We start from the raw sequence: 17083 nt of genomic DNA, 5'->3' as shown, positions 1-17083 counted from the left end.
CCGATGGAGCGTATTCCCATTCTGCAAATGGGTGAATTCCTGCTGGTAACCATTCAGGTCGACATGCATGACCAACTGGCGCTGCGCCTGCAGGATGACCTTACCGACCGTATCGACCACACCTCGGCCCGTGGCGTGCTGATCGATATTTCCGCGCTGGATATGGTCGATTCGTTCATCGGCCGCATGATCGCCAGTATCTCCGGGCTTTCCCGGATCATGGATGCCGAGACGGTCCTGGTCGGTATGCAACCCGCGGTGGCCATCACCCTCGTGGAGCTCGGCCTGACCTTGCCCGGCGTAAGCACTGCACTGAATGTGGACCGCGGCATGCACCTGTTGCGCCAGCGGGTAGGCCACTCATGAGCATCCGCCAAAGCGGCAGCCAGCCGGTGCGCATTGAGCAGGACGTGGTGCTGGCCCGTCAGTTGGCACGCAAGATCGCCAGCGAGTGCGGCATGCGGTTGGTCGACCTCACCAAACTGGTCACGGCTGTGAGTGAGCTGGCGCGTAACACCGTGGTATACGGCGGCGGCGGTGACATGGACTGGTCGGTCATCGAAGAAACCGGGCGGGTTGGCCTGCGCCTGGTGTTTCGTGACGAGGGGCCGGGTATCGCCGACGTCAAGCTGGCCCTCACCGATGGCTGGACATCGGGCGGGGGGCTTGGCCTGGGCTTGACCGGCGCCCGCCGACTGGTAGACGAATTTGAACTGGACACCACCCCCGGGCAAGGCACCCGGGTAACGATCACACGATGGGCCTGAACCTGGCAGCGAGTTTGACACAGGTCCTGCGCCTTGATGATGCCAGCCAGGTCGGCCATGCCCGGCGTGTTGCCCAGAGGCTGGCCGAGCAGCTTGGTTTCAATGCCGCCGACGCCGGCCGGGCGGCCATTGTCGCCACCGAGCTTGCCAGCAATGTACTCAAACACGCCGAGCGTGGTGAATTGCATCTTCGCGTGCTTGCGGATGGCGCCCACCCGGGTATGGAACTGGTGGCGGTGGACCGTGCACAAGGGTTCGACCTGGCTAACTGCCTGGCCGATGGCTATTCCACCGGAGGTACCCAGGGCATCGGGCTGGGGGCGGTCAGCCGCCTGGCGCAGGTATTCGATGTGCATGCGGACGCGCATGGCGCTGTGGTGCTGGCGCGCCTTTACCGTCAGGACCATACGGGCCGGGACATACGCATCGGCGTGACCCAGCATTCGCTGCACGATGACCCGGCCTGCGGTGATAGCTGGCATGTGACGCTGGCCGAACAGCGTATCAGCGCCGTGCTGATCGATGGGCTTGGCCATGGCGAGGAGGCCGAGCGTGCGGCCAAGGCGGGTGTTCAGGCCTTTACCCTGGCGCCCTTCAGCGCACCGGAGCACTTGCTTGGCGAACTGCACCATGCCATGGCCGGCACCCGCGGCGGTGCGGTTGCCATTGCCCAGTACGAAGGTACGGGTGACCACCTGTCGTTCATCGGCATCGGCAATATCGGCGCAACCCTGGTCGGCACCGAACGGCCGCGCGGCCTGGCCTCGCACCCCGGTATCGTCGGCGGGCAATACCGCAAGGGCCAGGTGTTCGACTACGCTCACGTGAAGGGAACTCTGTTGATCATGTTCAGCGACGGCCTGCAGTCCCGTTGGAACCTGCAAACCTACCCGGGCCTTGTTCACCGCCACCCGGCGGTCATCGCTGCCGTATTGCATCGCGATTTCTGCCGTGGGCGGGACGACGTGACGGTGTTGGTCATCGACCTGGAGACCGTGCATGGCTGAATCATCATCCAACAACAGCGTCGAGCAGGCCGACCTCATCGCCCGGTTGCAGGCGGAAAACCAGGCGCTGCGCGCCGAACTGGAGGAGACCAACCAGGGGGTGCTGGCGCTGTATGCCGAGCTGGACATCCAGGCTGAGCAACTGCGCCAGGCCTCGGACCTGAAAAGCCGCTTCCTGTCCTACATGAGCCACGAGTTCCGCACGCCGTTGGGCTCGATCCTGAGCATCACCAGCCTGCTCGCCGACGAGGTGGACGGGCCGCTGAGCAAGGAGCAGCAGTTGCAGGTGGCTTTTATCAACACTGCAACCCGTGAGCTGGGCGACATGGTCGACGACCTGCTCGACCTTGCCAAGATCGAAGCCGGCCGCATCACCATATCGCCTGCCTGGTTCGATATGCTCGACCTGTTCGCGGCCCTGCGCGGCATGTTCCGCCCGATCGTCGACACCGGGAGCGTGGACCTGATCTTCGAAGAGCCGCAGGGCCTGCCGAAGATGTATACCGATGACAAGAAGCTGGCGCAGATCCTGCGCAACTTCATTTCCAACGCCCTGAAGTTCACCACCCGTGGCGAAGTGCGCGTGTCCGCGCAGCTGCTGGGCAGCGAACAGGTGCGTTTTGCCGTGAGCGATACGGGTATCGGAATTGCGCCCGAGCTGCTAGGTGGCTTGTTTGAAGATTTCGCCCAGATTGACTCGCCGCTGCAGAAGCGCCTGCGTGGCACGGGGCTGGGGCTTTCGCTGTGCAAGCGTTTTGCGGCGCTGCTGGGCGGCGAGGTTGGGGTGGAAAGTACACCCGGCAGCGGATCGTCGTTCTTTGTCATCCTGCCAATGGCGCTGGCCCAGGAGGGCGCTGATGAACGCTGACATCCGCCTGCTGATCGTTGACGACAATGCCGCCACACGTTATGCGCTGCGCCGTCGCCTGGCATTGCATGATTACATCGTGACGGAGGCCGGCACCGGTGGCGAGGGGCTGGCGTTGATCGATAGCGAGCATTTCGATGCCCTGATCCTGGACGTCAACCTGCCAGACATGAGCGGCTTCGATATCGTCCGCCTGCTGCGTGCCAGGCCCGAGACCGCCTTGCTGCCGGTGATCCACGTGTCGGCAGCGTCGATCCAGACGGGTGACATCATTACCGGGCTCGACGCAGGCGCCGACGCCTATCTGGTTCACCCCGTGGACGCCGATGTGCTGGTGGCCACCCTGCGGACCCTGCTGCGGGTACGCGACACCGAGCGGGCCTTGCGGGAAAGCGAGGCCAGTTTTCGGGAAATCTTCACCAATGTTTCAGCCCCGATCGCTGTGCTTGATGCCGGGCTGAAGGTGCATGAATGCAACCATGCCTTCGAGCAGTTGACCCAGGACAACCGCAACCCCGAGGCGCTGCAGGAATGCTTTGCCGATGACCAGCAAACCGCCATGGCCGAGTTGCGTCAGCACCTGCTTGCGGGGCAGCGCTGGCGTGGCACGTTGGGCATGCACGTGGGCGGCATGCCCAGGGACACCGAATGGCAGCTATCGCCCTACCGCGCGCCTGGGTTGTGCCTGGTGTTCGTAGAAGACGTCACCGAACATCGCCACCGCGAGCGCTCGCACCTGGCGCGCCTTGAGGACGCCAACACCCAGTTGGCGCGGGAAACGGCCCAGCGCGAGCAGACCGAGGCGCAACTGCTGCAACTGCAGAAGATGGATGCCCTGGGCAGTCTGACAGGCGGCATCGCCCATGACTTCAACAACCTGTTGACCGGCATCATCACCAGCCTTGAGCTGATTCGCAAACGGGTGGCAGAGAACCGTCTCGAAAAGGTCCCTGCATACGCCGACGCGGCTCTGAGCTCTGCCATGAGCGCCGCCTCGCTGACCCATCGGCTGCTCGCCTTCGCGCGGCAGCAGCCTCTGGACACGCGTCCGGTGGATATCAACGAGCGGGTGCGCTCGCTGGAGGAACTGATCAACCGCACCATCGGTGAGCGAATCGTGCTGCAACTGGAGCTGTCCCGTGAGCCGACGATCGCGCTGGTAGACCCGATCCAGCTGGAAAGCGCGGTGCTCAACCTGGTGATCAATGCCCGCGACGCCTTGGCCAAGGGCGGGCATATCTGGGTGAATACGGCCGCGACCTTCTCACTCGGCGACCCCAACCTGCAGGATGGCCCTTATGTTGCGGTGACGGTACGCGATGATGGCTGTGGCATTGCGCCAGATCTGCTGGAAAAGGTATTCGATCCGTTTTTCACCACCAAGCCGGTAGGGCAGGGTACCGGGCTGGGGTTGTCGACCATCTACGGTTTCGCTCGCCAGTCGGGCGGGCACGTGACCATCCACAGCGTGCCGGGGCTGGGCACTCAGGTCATCCTGATGTTGCCTGCCAGCAACCGGCAGGCATCCTGCGAGCAGCGCAGCCTTCAAGTCGACCAGCAAGGGGCAGGTGAACATGTGCTGGTGGTCGAGGACATGGCCTCGGTGCGCTTGTCAGTGGCAGAAGTGCTGGCCGATGCCGGATACCGCTGCAGCTTGGCCGAGACCATCGAGCAGGCACTCGATCATCTGCGGGAAGATGCCAGTATTCAGTTGCTGCTCACCGATGTCGGTCTGGCAGGGATCAGTGGGCGCGAGCTGGCCGACATGGCGCGGGCCTACCGCCCGGGGTTGCCGGTGCTGTTCATGACCGGCTATGCGGAGACGGCCCTGGACCGTCAGGCGTTTCTGGGCAGTGGAATGGACCTGCTGATCAAGCCGTTCCAGATCGGCGAGCTGCTGGCCAAGGTACGCCGGGGGCTTGATCAGGCGGCTTGAAGGGTGTGGCTGACCGTTTCGGAGCAGCGTTAACTGTGGGGGCTCAAGCCGCGAACACCGGCCAGGCCGAGCCCAGTCATCGCAGCGGAACGACGCGTCGTAACGGCAAGTCAAAAGCTGATCGACAACTCTACCAGGGCACCTGCGCAGATGACCTTCATCGTCTGGTTCGCCATGCTGGGCGTGGTCTTGCTGCTGCTCGCGCTCTCATCCTCCTATCTACGCTGGATGCCTGTGACATCCTCTGTGGTGTGCCTTGCCCTGGGCATCGGGCTGGGAGCCTCCGGGCTGGGTTTTCTTCATCTGGATGTCAGCAAGTCCAGTGAGTGGATGGAGCACCTGACCGAGGTCGCGGTGCTGTTTTCGCTGTTCTTCAGCGGTTTGAAACTGCGCCTGCCCTTGCATGACCGCCGATGGTTGGCGGCGTTTTACCTGGCAGGGCCTGTGATGATGATCTGCATCGGTGGCGTAACGCTGGTGCTGCACTACGGCCTGCACCTTGAATGGGGTGTTTCGGTGCTGATCGGGGCGATCCTGGCACCCACAGACCCAGTGCTTGCAACACTTGTGCAGGTGGCCGATGCCCAGGACGAAGATCCTGTTCGTTTGAGTTTGTCCGGGGAGGCGGGCCTGAACGACGGAGTGGCCTTTCCCTTTGTCATCCTTGGGCTGCTGCTGCAACAGGACACGGGCCAGGCCTGGCTCGGTGGCTGGTTGATGAAGGACATGCTGTGGGCGGTAACAGCGGGTCTGCTGCTTGGCTACTGGATGGGGCGCGGGCTGGGCAAACTCACGCTGTTCCTGCGGCTGCGCAACGACGACAGTACCGTATCGCCCAACGATTACCTGGCCCTGGCACTGATCGCGCTGGCCTATGTGATCGCCGAATCGATTCAGGCCTACGGTTTTCTCGCGGTGTTCGCCGCCGGGCTGGGCCTGCGTCAGGCAGAGGTTCATACGTCCAGCAGCCCGGAACAGCCGGCCGCCGAACACCTGGTGCAGCCTGTCGTCGGCCACCAGCATGTCGCGCCCGAGTTGGCCGTGACAGGTGATGTGAAAGGGCTGGAAGATTCTCAGGTTGCAGCGGGGATCATGCTGGGGGACATGCTGGCCTTCGGTAGCTTGATCGAGCGGGCAATGGAAGTGTTTCTCGTGACCTTGCTCGGGGTGGTGCTGATAGAACACTGGGACTGGCGGGCGTTGCTGGTCGCCGGTGCGTTGTTCCTGCTGATTCGTCCCTTCGCCATTGCCCTGTTCCCCATTCGGGGGCTGGTGGATATTCGGCAACGTGGGCTGCTTGGATGGTTTGGCATCCGGGGGATCGGCAGTTTCTACTACCTGTTCTATGCCCTTAACCATGGGCTGCTTCCGGGCTACGCGGCACTGAGCACCAACCTGGTGTTGTCGGTGGTGGCGTTGAGCATCCTGCTGCACGGGTTGAGCGTTCAGCCGCTGCTTGCCCGCTACGAAGCATGGAAGGAGCGGGCGTCATGAGGATGCTTCAGTCGAACGGAGGACAGGCCGATCATTCTCGCGGGTAGCCGGTTGCAGCAGGATGGCCTTGCACAAGTGGGTGGGCATTTGCGGGCAAAAGAAAGCCCGCTGCTAGGCGGGCAAGGTCTATCACACGTAGGGATAGCTTCAGGTTCTCAGGAATGCTGTGAAAATTTAGTCAAAGAAAAGTCCTTACCGCGTGATCGAGTTGCTCCCGGTATACGGGCTGGTTCCGCAAGCAGCGCCAAGCCGACTGCTCCATGCCGAGCCGCAGGCGTGATGGTATTTGGCGCTACGTTATTGATGATCCATTCGGGGTTCTGAATGCAGGGCGGCTCGATCAGTGAGACGAGACTCGGTTTCGATCCTGATAGCCGCCCAGGCGACCTGCATCTAGTCCGCTTTCGTCCACTCCAACGTACCAGGGAACTTGGCTACGAAGCGCGTGCCAGCTTCAGGCGTAGAGGTTACTGTCAGCGTGCCGTTGTGACCCGTGACGATCTGAGATGCGATATACAAACCCAGCCCCAGCCCCTCTGCGCGACCACCGCCTGCCGACCGTTTAAACGGCTGGAACAGTAGCGGTAACAAAACGTCGGGGATTTCTGGGCCCTGGTTCATCACTGACAGGACTATATGATTTTCTTGCATGCTTGCAATCACCTCTATCGGGTGATCACACGCCCCATGTGCAACTGCATTACCCAATAGGTTGGAAAGCAACTGCCCCATTCTCCCGGCATCACAGAAGATGCCAGGTGAGATGATGACTTCTTGATGGATTTTGACATTGGGATGACTCGTCATGATTTCATGTATGACGGCGATAAAAATGTCACCAAGGTTGTCCACCAGAGTCCGTTTGACCGGAATGCCGCCCCCCAGCTTGCCTCGGGAAAAATCCAGGACATCTTCAATCAAGTTGTTCATCCGCTGCGAGCTTTGTCGTATGGCAGTGGCAAGCTTCTGCTCGCGACCGGCGGGAAGCTTAGCCTCCAGCAGATCGGCGCTCATTCTGATAGCGCTCAGTGGTGAACGGAGGTCATGGCCCAGTACGGCAATGAATTGCTCCCGGACAATACCCGCCTCGGCGGCATCGGCCAGTTCAATCGTTTTGGTCTCAAGATCCGCCAAAACGTCTAGTTGAACTGCTATTAGCTGGGCGAATAGCGACAGTGTTTTGCACACCGCATCTTCATCAAAATGGGCCGGAACCTCATCGATAGCGCAGAGCGTGCCGAAAAAATCTCCGTTTGTCCTGGTGATAGGAATTGAGACGTAGCTTTCCAGACCGTAGGTCTGAGGTGTGTGATGGGCCGAGTATACCGGATGCTCAGTGGCATTCTTGAATATAACGGGTTGGCGGTGCTGACGAATTTCGTGGCAAATAGTCGTTTCCAGTACCAACTCGCCGCCAGGTATGAGCCCAAAATCAATAGCGTCATCGACGGCGCAAGCCACCCATCTTGTCTCGGTGACACGCGCAATGGCAGCAAAGCGCATGCCGGTAATGTGCTTCACCATATTGAGAATAAGCGGCACGGCCTCAATCCTGGCAATCGTACTGATGTCGTGTGAAAGGTCAGACGGATGAGGCATCTATATAGCCGATTGGGTAAGTGGCAAATTGGAATTAAAGCGTAAGGCCCAGCTTTTGACAACGAGCCCGCGTAGGGTACGCGGTCGTCGACACGGCCATGGGGGCCTGTGCCATCCAACTTTTCAAATGGAATTTTTTGGCTCTGCGGCCGCTCATACTGAGGATGAAAACCAGGTATCGATGTCGGGAAATTTTCGAGACTTCTGAAAGCGCTTAGTGACAGACATCTGATCCATTAGCTTGGAGGTTTTGCCATGCAACCGAAGACCGAGGGCACTGAAGAAAAGGGGCCAAGCGATGTCCCCTACATCAACGACCCGCACAAGCCTACCTCACCACCCTTGAATGACGCTGATGCAACGAATGAAGCGGAAGCTGAAGAAGATATCCAGGACGATGGGCAGTCAATTTAGCCAGGGTTGCATTCGCGATGCTGAGCGGTTCAAATCAGCGGCGCCTGCGTTGCGTGCAGGCCACGCAGGCCGAACTTGCTTGCCGAGTACGCCGCTGCGTAGGGCTGGGCAACCCAGCTGCCCAGTGACAGGGTGTTTATCAGAGTGCCAGCCGACAGCCGTCAGCAGTTCAGGGCCAAGGTAGTATTTCCCATCCAGAAAGAAACCCGGAAATTGATGGGCGCGCTCGACGTTCTCTACGCTGTATCGTTCGCCAGGTTTCATGCCAGTCGCTTGATCAATCATGTTGCAACCCCCTATAGGTGGTAATCAGATTTCCGCCACGGCAATTCAGAAGTAACTGGCGAGACCGTTCATGACCTTGGCTCCTCTACACGTAGTCAGGGCCCAGGGTGCCCGCCGCAGCGCCTGGCACGAGGATGACCTTGCGGCAGTTGTCCTGCTTCTGATCGAACATCTTGTAACCCATGGCCGCTTCTTCGAGTGCTAAGCGGTGGGTGACGATAAGCTCCGGTTGCAGGCGTCCTGCTTCGATGTGCTCCAGCAGTTCGGGCAGGTATTTCTGGACATGGGTCTGGCCCATCTTGAAAGTCAGGCCCTTGTCGAACGCATCGCCGAACATGAAGGCGTGAATGAAGCCGGCATACACACCTGGGACGCTCACAACGCCGCCACGACGCACTGCAGCAATGCTCTGGCGCAGCGCCTTGCCACTGCTGCCTTCGATTTTCAGTGCGGTCATCACCGTTTCGGCAGTGCTGCCTTTGGCCTCGAAGCCGACCGCGTCGATCACCGCGTCAACGCCGCGCATACCTGGCGTTTGCCGGATGATGCTGTCTGCGGGATCGTCGTCCCGCTCGAAGTTGATGGGTACAACACCGTAAGCGTCCCGGGCATATGCCAGGCGGTAATCGTTGTCATCGACCATGAAGATGGTCTGGGCACCGAGCATTCGCGCACAGGCGGCACTCAGCAAACCCACTGGCCCGGCGCCGTAGATTGCCACCGATGAACCCTGGCCAATTTCGGCATTAATGACCGCCTGCCAAGCGGTCGGCAGAATATCGGACAGGAAAAGCACCTTGTCATCGGCCAGGTCGGTGGGGACTTTGAACGGGCCGACATTACCTTTGGGTACCCTGACGTAGTCAGCTTGTCCGCCAGGGATGCCGCCATATAAATGGCTGTAGCCAAACAGCGCCGCGCCTGGAGGAATGCCCTTTTTATTGATGATTGAGCCACGCCCAGTGTTTGTGGTTTCGCAGGCGGCAAACAGATCGTGCTGACAGAAGAAACAACTGCCGCAGGCGATAACGAAGGGAATCACTACCCGGTCGCCAATCTGTAGATGAGTGACTGCACTTCCGGTGTCCTCGACGATGCCCATGAACTCGTGGCCGAAAATATCGCCAGCTTCGGTTTCCGGAATCTTGCCTCGGTACAGATGCAGGTCGGAGCCGCAGATCGCGGTGGCGGTGACCCGGAGGATGATGTCGTCTGCTTGCTCGATGATGGGATCAGGGACGTTATCGACCCTGACGTCGTTTGCTCCGTGGTAGGTCAGCGCTCTCATATACTTCAGCTCCTGCAGCCGTAAGGTTTGTGGGCGGGTATGCAGGTGAAGCCATGTGGGGCATCAAAGTTCAGCAATTTTACAAATCAGCCGCTCATTTCTGCTTCTCCAACACAATTCACATCCCGTCATCTTTCGGATCCATAATCCGCTCGGCGGTGCTGTTGTCCCCGCTTCGCTGCGCTATGGTGGAGGCACCCCACATATAAGACTAAAGTCGTAGGAGGGCGGCATGCGGATTCGCGGTGATGTGTTTTGGAAATGGGCTGATCCATCGCTCCACCATAGAAATCACCATGAAACCCTGGACGACGGCACAACCATGGACATCCAGGTGCGGCTGTCGCGCACGGGCGATACTCAGATGTTCATTGGCGTCTACGCCGGCTCAGGCATGGTGCTTCATGAAGAGGCTTACGACTCTCGCCCGGGAGAGTCGATGACACGCGCTTTGGCATGGGGGGTAGGACGCGCAAGATGCTTGGCGACCGAGCAGCGTCCTGCCGAGAAGCATGTAGCCTAGACGCCTATGCGACGGATTGGTGGTCGCTGGCAGTCGTATCAGCGACCGCCACAGGAACGCTCAGGATGATTCATATTGGTTGCGCGGGTTGGAGCCTGTCACGGCTTCATGCCGGTGACTTTCCTACGCAGGGGAGCCAGTTGCAGCGATACGCGGCCCGATTGAACGCGGTCGAAATCAACTCTTCGTTCTACCGCGCTCATCAGCCAAAAACCTATGCCCGATGGGCTGAGTCGGTGCCTGAGCATTTTCGGTTTTCCGTCAAGTTGCCCAAGGCCATTACCCATGAACATGGCCTGAAGGGCTGTACAGGCTTGCTTGAGCAATTTCTCCATGAATGCGGGCATCTGGGCGATCGACTTGGTTGCCTGCTGGTGCAATTGCCGCCGTCACTGGCGTTTGACGTCGACACTGCCAATCAATTCTTCACCAGCCTGCGAAAACGCTATCGTGGATGCCTGGCGGTCGAACCAAGGCATCGTTCCTGGGCGACGGCCCAGCCAATGCTCGTCGACTTCCAGGTGGCTCAGGTAGCGGCCAGCCCTTCGCGGTTTGGCGTGGATGCCCAACCTGGCGGCTGGCACGGGCTGGTTTACTGGCGCTTGCACGGTGAGCCGCAGATCTATCGCAGCGCTTACGAGCGCGATTACCTGCAGCGCCTGGCTGCTCGTTTGCAGCAGTGTGCCGCCCGGCAACCCACCTGGTGCGTATTCGACAACACCGCAAGCGGTGCGGCCTTGGGCGACGCCCTGGCTACCGATGCCTGGTTGCACGGGGGCGCCGCTGCGTGAACCGGCTCGGTCGAGCCCCCGCCCAATCACAGCACTTTGTCCAGCGTGATCGGGAACGCCCTTACACGCTTGCCGGTGGCATGGTAGACAGCGTTGGCCACCGCCGCTGCCACCCCGACAACGCCGATTTCACCCACGCCCTTGGAACCCAGCTCATTGACGATGTCATCGTTCTCTTCGACGAAGATCACCTCGATATCCCCAATGTCTGCATTGACCGGGATGTGGTAGTGCGCCAGGTCGTGGTTGACGATGCGGCCCAGCCGATGGTCGGTCAGTGCCTCTTCGTGAAGGGCCATGCCCACACCCCACACCACGCCTCCCAGAATCTGGCTGCGTGCAGTCTTTGGGTTGACCACCCGTCCTGCCGCCACGGCGCTGACCACCCGGGTGACCTGGATGGTGCCAAGGTCCTCGTCAACGTGGACTTCCACGAACACCGCCGAATGAGTGGCGGTGGAGAACGGTTGGCGCCTGGCGCCTGGCTCGGCATCGATCTGCACTTCGAAACTACCACCCGCGGCGCTGCCCACGATGTCACCCAAGGCCAGGCGATGGCTGCCGGCGTACAGGTAGCCATCAGCGAAAACGATCTGCTCCGTGGGTGTATTGGCGAGCTGTGGGTACGTGTTGCGCGCGTGCTCCAGCACTTTGCTGCGCAGCACCAGGCAGGCTTGACGCACGGCCGAGCCCACTGACGACACGGTGAAAGACCCGCCCTGAAGTGGCGCGGTGGGCAGCGAGGAGTCGCCCAGCACGAAGGTGATATCCTGCACCCTGACCCCGGCAGCGTCGGCGGCGATCTGAGTCATGACGGTGTAGGTGCCGGTTCCAATGTCGGTGGTGGCACTGCTGACCGTCAGCTGGCCCTGTGCATCGATGCGGGCCTTGGCGCTGGCCTTCATCTGCATCGCTTCCCAGACGCCGCCAGCCATGCCCCAACCGACCAGCTGATGGCCATTGCGCATGTTGCGAGGCTGCGGGTTGCGGTTTACCCAGCCGAAACGGTCGGCGCCTTGCTGGTAACACGCCAGCAACTCCTTGCTGGAATAGGGCTTGCCCTCGTTGGCATTGTTGGCGGCGAAGTTGCGCCGGCGCAAATCGAGCGGGTCGATCTGCGCTGCGCAAGCAAGTTCATCCATGGCGCATTCCAGCGCTATCATCCCGGAGGCCGCGCCGGGCGCGCGCATGTCCAGCGGGGTGTACACATCCAGTGGGGCCAGGCGATAGCTGAGCGCAACGTTGTCACACTGGTAGAGCATGCCGCTCCATTCCACCAGATGCTCGGTGAAGTCCTCGAAGCGGGATGTCTGGCCAAGCGCATCGTGGGCAATCGCCAGCAGCCGACCGTGCGCGTCTGCGCCCAGGCGCAGCCGCTGTTCGGTGCGGGGCCGGTAACCGAAGGTGAACATCTGCTGGCGCGTCAGCGTGACGCGCACCGAGCGTTGCAGGTGCAATGCCGCCATCACTGCCAACGGCAGCTGGTACTGCGGGCGCAAGCCCGAGCCGAAGGCGCCACCGACAAATGCCGCACGCACCCTGATGTCAGCCTTTGGCAGGCCGAACACCTTGTGCAGGTAGTCCTGGCAGTTTTGCGTACCCTGGGTCTTGTCGTGGACTTCCAGGGTGCCGTCGGTTTTGTAGTGCACGGTCGACGCATGTGGCTCCATCGGGTTGTGATGCTCATTAGCGGTCAGGTAAGTGGCATCTACCTGCACCGGTGCACCGGCGAACTGCGCGACAAAGTCGCCACGCGGTGCCGGTGTCTCGGCCGGTGCTTCATGCGATTGCGGGCTGGCACCCAGGTCTGTCTGGTGGGCCTCTTCGTCATACTCGATATTGATCAGCGACCCTGCGTACCGCGCCAGTTCCAAGGTGTCAGCCACCACCAGGGCCAACGGTTGCCCGCTGTAGAGCACGCGGTCGTTGAACAACGGCCGAAACGGCGACCCCTCGGCCGAGTCGGCGTCACTGTAGTCGTCGTCGTAACCGGAAATGTGCGGCCGGTGGCGATGGTCGAGCACGGCGATCACCCCGGGCACGCGGGTTGCCAGGTCGCTGTCGATCTTGAGTACCCGGCCTCGGGCGATGGTACTGCACACGACACTGCCATGAAGCAGCCCGGCCTCGGGGTACTCACCCGCGTAGCGTGCCTGCCCGGTGACCTTGGCCACGCCGTCCACGCGGTCCAGGGGGGTGCCGACCAACGGTGTGGTTCTGTTCATGGTCGTGCCCCCATGCCTGCAGCGCCCAGCGCCGCCTCGCTCAATGCCCGCACGCTTGCCCGCTGCGCGAGCGTTACCTTGAAACCGTTGTGGCTCAGGGGCTGTGCACCTTGCAGCAGCATTTGCGCGGCTTGGGTGAAAAGCGCTTCGCAAGGCACCTGGCCGACCAGCATGCGCTCCACGTCCGGGACTCGCCACGGCTTGTGGGCAACACCTCCCAGGGCCAGACGAGCCTGCTGAATCACCGCGCCATCGAAGCGCAGGGCAGCGGCAACCGACACCAGCGCGAACGCATAGGATGCGCGGTCCCGAATTTTCAGGTATCGATAGTGGTCTGCGAACACCGGGGGCGGCAGCTCGATGCCTGTCACCAGTTCATCGACTGCCAGTTGATTGTCGTGCTCGGGGGTGTCCTCGGGCAGGCGATGGAAATCTGCGAAGGGTATCTGGCGGTCACCGGACGGCCCTTGTACGTGCACCACGGCTTCGAGCGCTGCCAATGCCACGCACATGTCCGAGGGGTGGGTCGCGACGCAGGAAGCGCTGGCGCCAAGAATGGCATGGATACGGTTCAGGCCATCACGCGCGGGGCATCCGCTGCCGGGTTCACGTTTGTTGCAGGGGGTGCCTGTGTCATAGAAGTAGTAGCACCGGGTACGTTGCAGCAGGTTGCCACCGGTGCTGGCCATGTTTCTCAACTGCGGGGATGCCCCTGCCAGGATGGCTTCTGACAGCAGTGGGTAGTGCTGCTGAATCATCGGATGCCAGGCAAGGTCGGCGTTGCTTACCAATGCGCCGATCAGCACGCCAGCGTTCGCGGTGGCGTGGATGCCGTTCAGCCCAAGGCCGGAGATGTCGATCAGCCGTTCGGGCCGAACCACGTTTTCCTTCATCAGGTCGACGAGGTTGGTACCACCGGCAATGAAACGCGAGCTGGGGTCTGCCAGGCTGATGGCTTCGCTGACCGATGCAGGCTTGTGGTAGCTGAAGGGCGTCATGGGTTCGGCCCTCCTTGCGTGGCCTGGGGCCGGTCGTTCATTAACGGCAGGGCTTCTTCCACCGCAGCGACGATGTTGCTGTAGGCACCGCAGCGGCACAGGTTGCCACTCATCTGTTCCCGAATTGCCTGTGGGGTATCGGCATGGCCTTCGTTCGCCAGCCCGACTGCGGAGCAGATCTGGCCCGGGGTGCAATAGCCGCACTGGAAAGCATCATGGCGGATGAAGGCGCGTTGCAGGGGATGCAGCTCGCCGCCGCTGGCCAGCCCTTCGATAGTCACCAGGTGGGCACCTTCACACATGACGGCGAGGGTGAGGCACGCATTGATGCGCTTGCCATCACGCAACACCGTGCAGGCCCCACACTGGCCGTGGTCGCAGCCTTTCTTGGTGCCGACCAGGTCCAACTGCTCACGCAGCAGGTCGAGCAACGTTGTCCAGGGAAGGACCTGCAGTGATCGGGGCTGACCATTGATGGTCAGGCCAATGCGGTGTTCTTCGGTACCCACGGGGGCGGTTGCGCTCATGGAAGGTCCTCACGGTCAGGGTTCGCACAGTTGGCTGTGTCTCTGTCGTGCGACCGGGCCGGCCGGGAAAACGTTCAGCCTGCTTGCCGAGCTGCGGGGCAGCACCCTCTCTGGCGCTGATTACCATTGCGGTCAAAGCCTCGGCGCCGGGTTCAATGCCGGGGGTTGATCGCGCCGTTTCATTTTGATCGCCAGGTAAGCGTCATAGATCACACACGCTGAACTACCGCCGTCCTGCCTGCGTCCTCCGAATGAATGCCCAGTAATGACGGCATTCGCTCATTACTCAGTTACGAGGGCGTAACGATGGACAGGACCGATCAAGGCTCGACATCTCCACCCGGCAGCACTCAGGATCACGCGCAGACCATCACCGATGAGGCCGGTGCGCTGCTAGGTGAGGCCAGGCAGAAAGGCAGCGAGCAGTTCGAGCACTACCGCGATACCGCAGCCGATCAGCTTGATTCGCTGGAGCAAGGCGCACGCTCGGCCGCGCAAGCACTGCAAGAAAACGACACCCTCGGGTTATCGCAGTACCTGAGCCAGGCAGCAGGGTGCGTGGGCGACTTCGCCGCGCAGCTGCGCCATGAAAACGCCGAGAGCCTGCTGCAACGCGGTGCCCAGTTGGCGCGGAGCAACCCGGCGCTGTTTTTGGCCGGTAGCGTCGCACTTGGGTTTGCCGTGTCGCGGTTCATGCGGGCCAGCGCCACTCATGGCGAGGCTACCGCTGCGTCATCCGACGATTGGCGCCACTCCCGGCCTGCGCAGCCTGTGACGCCCGATCGCGGTAGCGACGTATCCACCCGTAAACCTTACACCCCCATCGACCCGATCGGGCCAGGCGCCGGTACGCCGGTCAGTGGTAGCCCGTTCGAGCGTGATCCACTCAAAGGAGGTGAATGATGAACAAGGACCCCTTGCACACCACCCCGGGGTTACGCCCGGCGGACGAAGACGCGGTCGGTGTCGGTGGCCTGCTGCGCCAGCTGATGCGCGAAGTACCGGAGCTGTTCACCAAGGAACTGGCACTGGCAAAGGCCGAGCTGCAGCACAACCTGGCTACCCTGAAAGCCGGGACGGCGGCCGTTGCAGCGGGGGCTGTGGTGATTCTGGCGGGGTTCATCATCCTCTTGCTGGCGGCAGTCTATGCCTTGGCAATGGTGGTTGAGCCCTGGCTGGCCGCGTTGATCGTCGGCGCAATCACCGTGGTGATCGGTTTCATCATGCTGCAGTCGGGCAAGAAGCAGTTCGAGCCCGCGCATCTGGCACCTGATCGTACCTTGCATGCCATGCAACAGGACAAGGACACGCTGAAGAGGAAATTGTCATGACCACTTCCTTCGAACATGACGCACAAAAAGACCCGGACCTGCTCGAGCAGGAAATCAACGCCAGGCGCGAGCACATCAGCGACCTGGTGGATGCACTCGAACAGCGCCTGAGCCCCGGCCAGATGGTCGATCGGCTATTGGCCTATGCAAAGGGCAATGGCGGCGAATTCTTCCAGAACCTTGGCACCACCCTCAAGAACAATCCCGTACCCGCTACCCTCACGGTACTGGGCCTGGCCTGGCTGGGTTTGAACCAGAACCGCCCCTTCAACCCAGGGCCCGTGCATCAGGGACCTGGATTGGGTGAGAAGTTCGCAGACGCGGTGGACACGGTAAAGGATGCCTTTGCCCATGCCGGGGAGGCGGTGCACGATGCCAGCCAGGCGGTGCGCATGAAAGCCCATGACGTGCGGGACCGGGCAGGTGAACTTGGCAGCAATGCGCGGGACTCGATGGGTGCTTCTGCAGATAACCTGCGCCACTCAGCACACAAGGTTGCAGACCAGACCACGGCGTTGAAGGGGCAGTTCGATCAGATGCTCCAAGAGCAACCGCTGGTATTGGCCGCCTTGGGTATAGCGCTGGGCGCGGCATTGGGGGCGGCGTTGCCCGGTACCCGCAAGGAAGATGAGCTGATGGGCGCCAGTAGTGACCGGTTGACCGACGCGCTCAAGACCAAGGGTAGCGAGTTGAAGACGTCGGTCGAAGATTCGATGGATCAGGCAGGTGGCAACGCGTCGCCGCGGGTAGAGCGCAAACCGGAAGGCACCGACCTTTCCGACGGGCTTGGCTTCGCGCCTTGAGCCTGATGGATGTTCACAACCAGCTCCATGCCAGGGCAAAGGGCAGGCACGATGGGTGGGGCCATCCCTCACGAGGATGGCCCTGACCGCCGAGCAGGGGCAGGATCGGGTGGCCGCTGGCAGCAATGTCAGCAACTGGCACCGGCGTGAATCCACACTGCGTATGCCGACTTCAATGCTTGTGGAAGGTGAGGTTTATCCCGTTGCAACTCTGCCCGTGCTTGAGG

17 protein-coding genes and 1 pseudogene are annotated in these 17083 nt (G+C 61.3%); 12 read left to right on the top strand and 6 right to left on the bottom strand.

What is annotated here, in order from left to right:
• Window positions 1-3 precede the first annotated feature (3 nt).
• From AK81_RS02440 to AK81_RS02415, 6 genes are all read left to right on the top strand, one after another.
• The gene (locus AK81_RS02440) at window positions 4-366 is read left to right on the top strand and encodes an STAS domain-containing protein (RefSeq protein WP_043196515.1); all 363 of its coding nucleotides are present in this window, start codon (window positions 4-6) and stop codon (window positions 364-366) included.
• Entirely contained in the window at window positions 363-767 is a 405-nt protein-coding gene (locus AK81_RS02435; RefSeq protein WP_043196514.1) for an anti-sigma regulatory factor, read from the top strand. Before AK81_RS02440 ends, AK81_RS02435 begins: the two co-directional genes overlap by 4 nt.
• On the top strand, window positions 758-1774 hold the full coding sequence (locus tag AK81_RS02430) for an ATP-binding protein (RefSeq protein ID WP_081041999.1): 1017 nt from the start codon (window positions 758-760) through the stop codon (window positions 1772-1774). Before AK81_RS02435 ends, AK81_RS02430 begins: the two co-directional genes overlap by 10 nt.
• Complete coding sequence (locus AK81_RS02425; RefSeq protein WP_043196512.1) at window positions 1767-2642, top strand: sensor histidine kinase; 876 nt, start codon at window positions 1767-1769, stop codon at window positions 2640-2642. Before AK81_RS02430 ends, AK81_RS02425 begins: the two co-directional genes overlap by 8 nt.
• Window positions 2632-4578, top strand: a complete 1947-nt coding sequence (locus tag AK81_RS02420) for a response regulator (protein WP_043196510.1) — start codon at window positions 2632-2634, stop codon at window positions 4576-4578. Before AK81_RS02425 ends, AK81_RS02420 begins: the two co-directional genes overlap by 11 nt.
• A gap of 150 nt (window positions 4579-4728) precedes the next feature.
• The gene (locus AK81_RS02415; protein WP_043196507.1) at window positions 4729-6072 is read left to right on the top strand and encodes a cation:proton antiporter; all 1344 of its coding nucleotides are present in this window, start codon (window positions 4729-4731) and stop codon (window positions 6070-6072) included.
• 393 nt (window positions 6073-6465) lie between these two features.
• Here AK81_RS02415 and AK81_RS02410 read toward each other — a convergent pair whose 3' ends face one another.
• Window positions 6466-7614 (bottom strand): GAF domain-containing sensor histidine kinase, encoded by a 1149-nt coding sequence (locus tag AK81_RS02410; RefSeq protein WP_241496051.1) that lies wholly within the window; start codon window positions 7612-7614, stop codon window positions 6466-6468.
• 312 nt (window positions 7615-7926) lie between these two features.
• Between AK81_RS02410 and AK81_RS30190 the strand changes: the two genes are divergently transcribed.
• On the top strand, window positions 7927-8085 hold the full coding sequence (locus AK81_RS30190) for a hypothetical protein (RefSeq protein ID WP_193393742.1): 159 nt from the start codon (window positions 7927-7929) through the stop codon (window positions 8083-8085).
• 147 nt (window positions 8086-8232) lie between these two features.
• Here the strand turns inward: AK81_RS30190 and AK81_RS29035 are convergent.
• A pseudogene (locus AK81_RS29035) lies at window positions 8233-8370 on the bottom strand (SDR family oxidoreductase); the annotation flags it as partial.
• An 85-nt stretch (window positions 8371-8455) separates the two neighbouring features.
• The gene (locus AK81_RS02405) at window positions 8456-9658 is read right to left on the bottom strand and encodes a zinc-dependent alcohol dehydrogenase (protein ID WP_043196504.1); all 1203 of its coding nucleotides are present in this window, start codon (window positions 9656-9658) and stop codon (window positions 8456-8458) included.
• Window positions 9659-9890: 232 nt separating this feature from the next.
• Here AK81_RS02405 and AK81_RS30355 point away from each other — a divergent pair, with 232 nt between their 5' ends.
• The gene (locus tag AK81_RS30355; RefSeq protein ID WP_043196501.1) at window positions 9891-10181 is read left to right on the top strand and encodes a hypothetical protein; all 291 of its coding nucleotides are present in this window, start codon (window positions 9891-9893) and stop codon (window positions 10179-10181) included.
• A 65-nt stretch (window positions 10182-10246) separates the two neighbouring features.
• A complete protein-coding gene (locus AK81_RS02395) occupies window positions 10247-10972 on the top strand; it encodes a DUF72 domain-containing protein (RefSeq protein WP_043196500.1) in 726 nt (241 codons plus the stop codon).
• A gap of 26 nt (window positions 10973-10998) precedes the next feature.
• On the opposite strand, the gene AK81_RS02390 is transcribed toward AK81_RS02395, so the two are convergent.
• From AK81_RS02390 to AK81_RS02380, 3 genes are read right to left on the bottom strand one after another with little or no spacing between them, the layout of a single operon-like run.
• The gene (locus tag AK81_RS02390; RefSeq protein WP_043196499.1) at window positions 10999-13197 is read right to left on the bottom strand and encodes a xanthine dehydrogenase family protein molybdopterin-binding subunit; all 2199 of its coding nucleotides are present in this window, start codon (window positions 13195-13197) and stop codon (window positions 10999-11001) included.
• Window positions 13194-14195: an FAD binding domain-containing protein gene (locus tag AK81_RS02385; protein WP_043196497.1), complete on the bottom strand. Its 1002-nt coding sequence runs from the start codon at window positions 14193-14195 to the stop codon at window positions 13194-13196. Before AK81_RS02385 ends, AK81_RS02390 begins: the two co-directional genes overlap by 4 nt.
• Window positions 14192-14722 (bottom strand): (2Fe-2S)-binding protein, encoded by a 531-nt coding sequence (locus AK81_RS02380; protein WP_043196487.1) that lies wholly within the window; start codon window positions 14720-14722, stop codon window positions 14192-14194. Before AK81_RS02380 ends, AK81_RS02385 begins: the two co-directional genes overlap by 4 nt.
• A 306-nt stretch (window positions 14723-15028) precedes the next feature.
• Between AK81_RS02380 and AK81_RS02375 the strand changes: the two genes are divergently transcribed.
• The 3 genes from AK81_RS02375 to AK81_RS02365 are packed head-to-tail and all read left to right on the top strand — an operon-like array spanning window position 15029 to window position 16856.
• On the top strand, window positions 15029-15625 hold the full coding sequence (locus tag AK81_RS02375) for a hypothetical protein (RefSeq protein WP_043196486.1): 597 nt from the start codon (window positions 15029-15031) through the stop codon (window positions 15623-15625).
• Complete coding sequence (locus tag AK81_RS02370) at window positions 15625-16053, top strand: phage holin family protein (RefSeq protein WP_081041997.1); 429 nt, start codon at window positions 15625-15627, stop codon at window positions 16051-16053. The genes AK81_RS02375 and AK81_RS02370 overlap by 1 nt, the downstream gene beginning before the upstream one ends.
• A complete protein-coding gene (locus AK81_RS02365; protein WP_043196484.1) occupies window positions 16050-16856 on the top strand; it encodes a DUF3618 domain-containing protein in 807 nt (268 codons plus the stop codon). The genes AK81_RS02370 and AK81_RS02365 overlap by 4 nt, the downstream gene beginning before the upstream one ends.
• Window positions 16857-17083: the final 227 nt, after the last annotated feature.

Source organism: Pseudomonas putida W15Oct28, from assembly GCF_000708715.2.
Classification (GTDB): domain Bacteria; phylum Pseudomonadota; class Gammaproteobacteria; order Pseudomonadales; family Pseudomonadaceae; genus Aquipseudomonas; species Aquipseudomonas putida_R.
The sequence above is the reverse complement of the archived record's forward strand: the minus strand, read 5'-3'. Positions and strand labels throughout refer to the sequence as shown.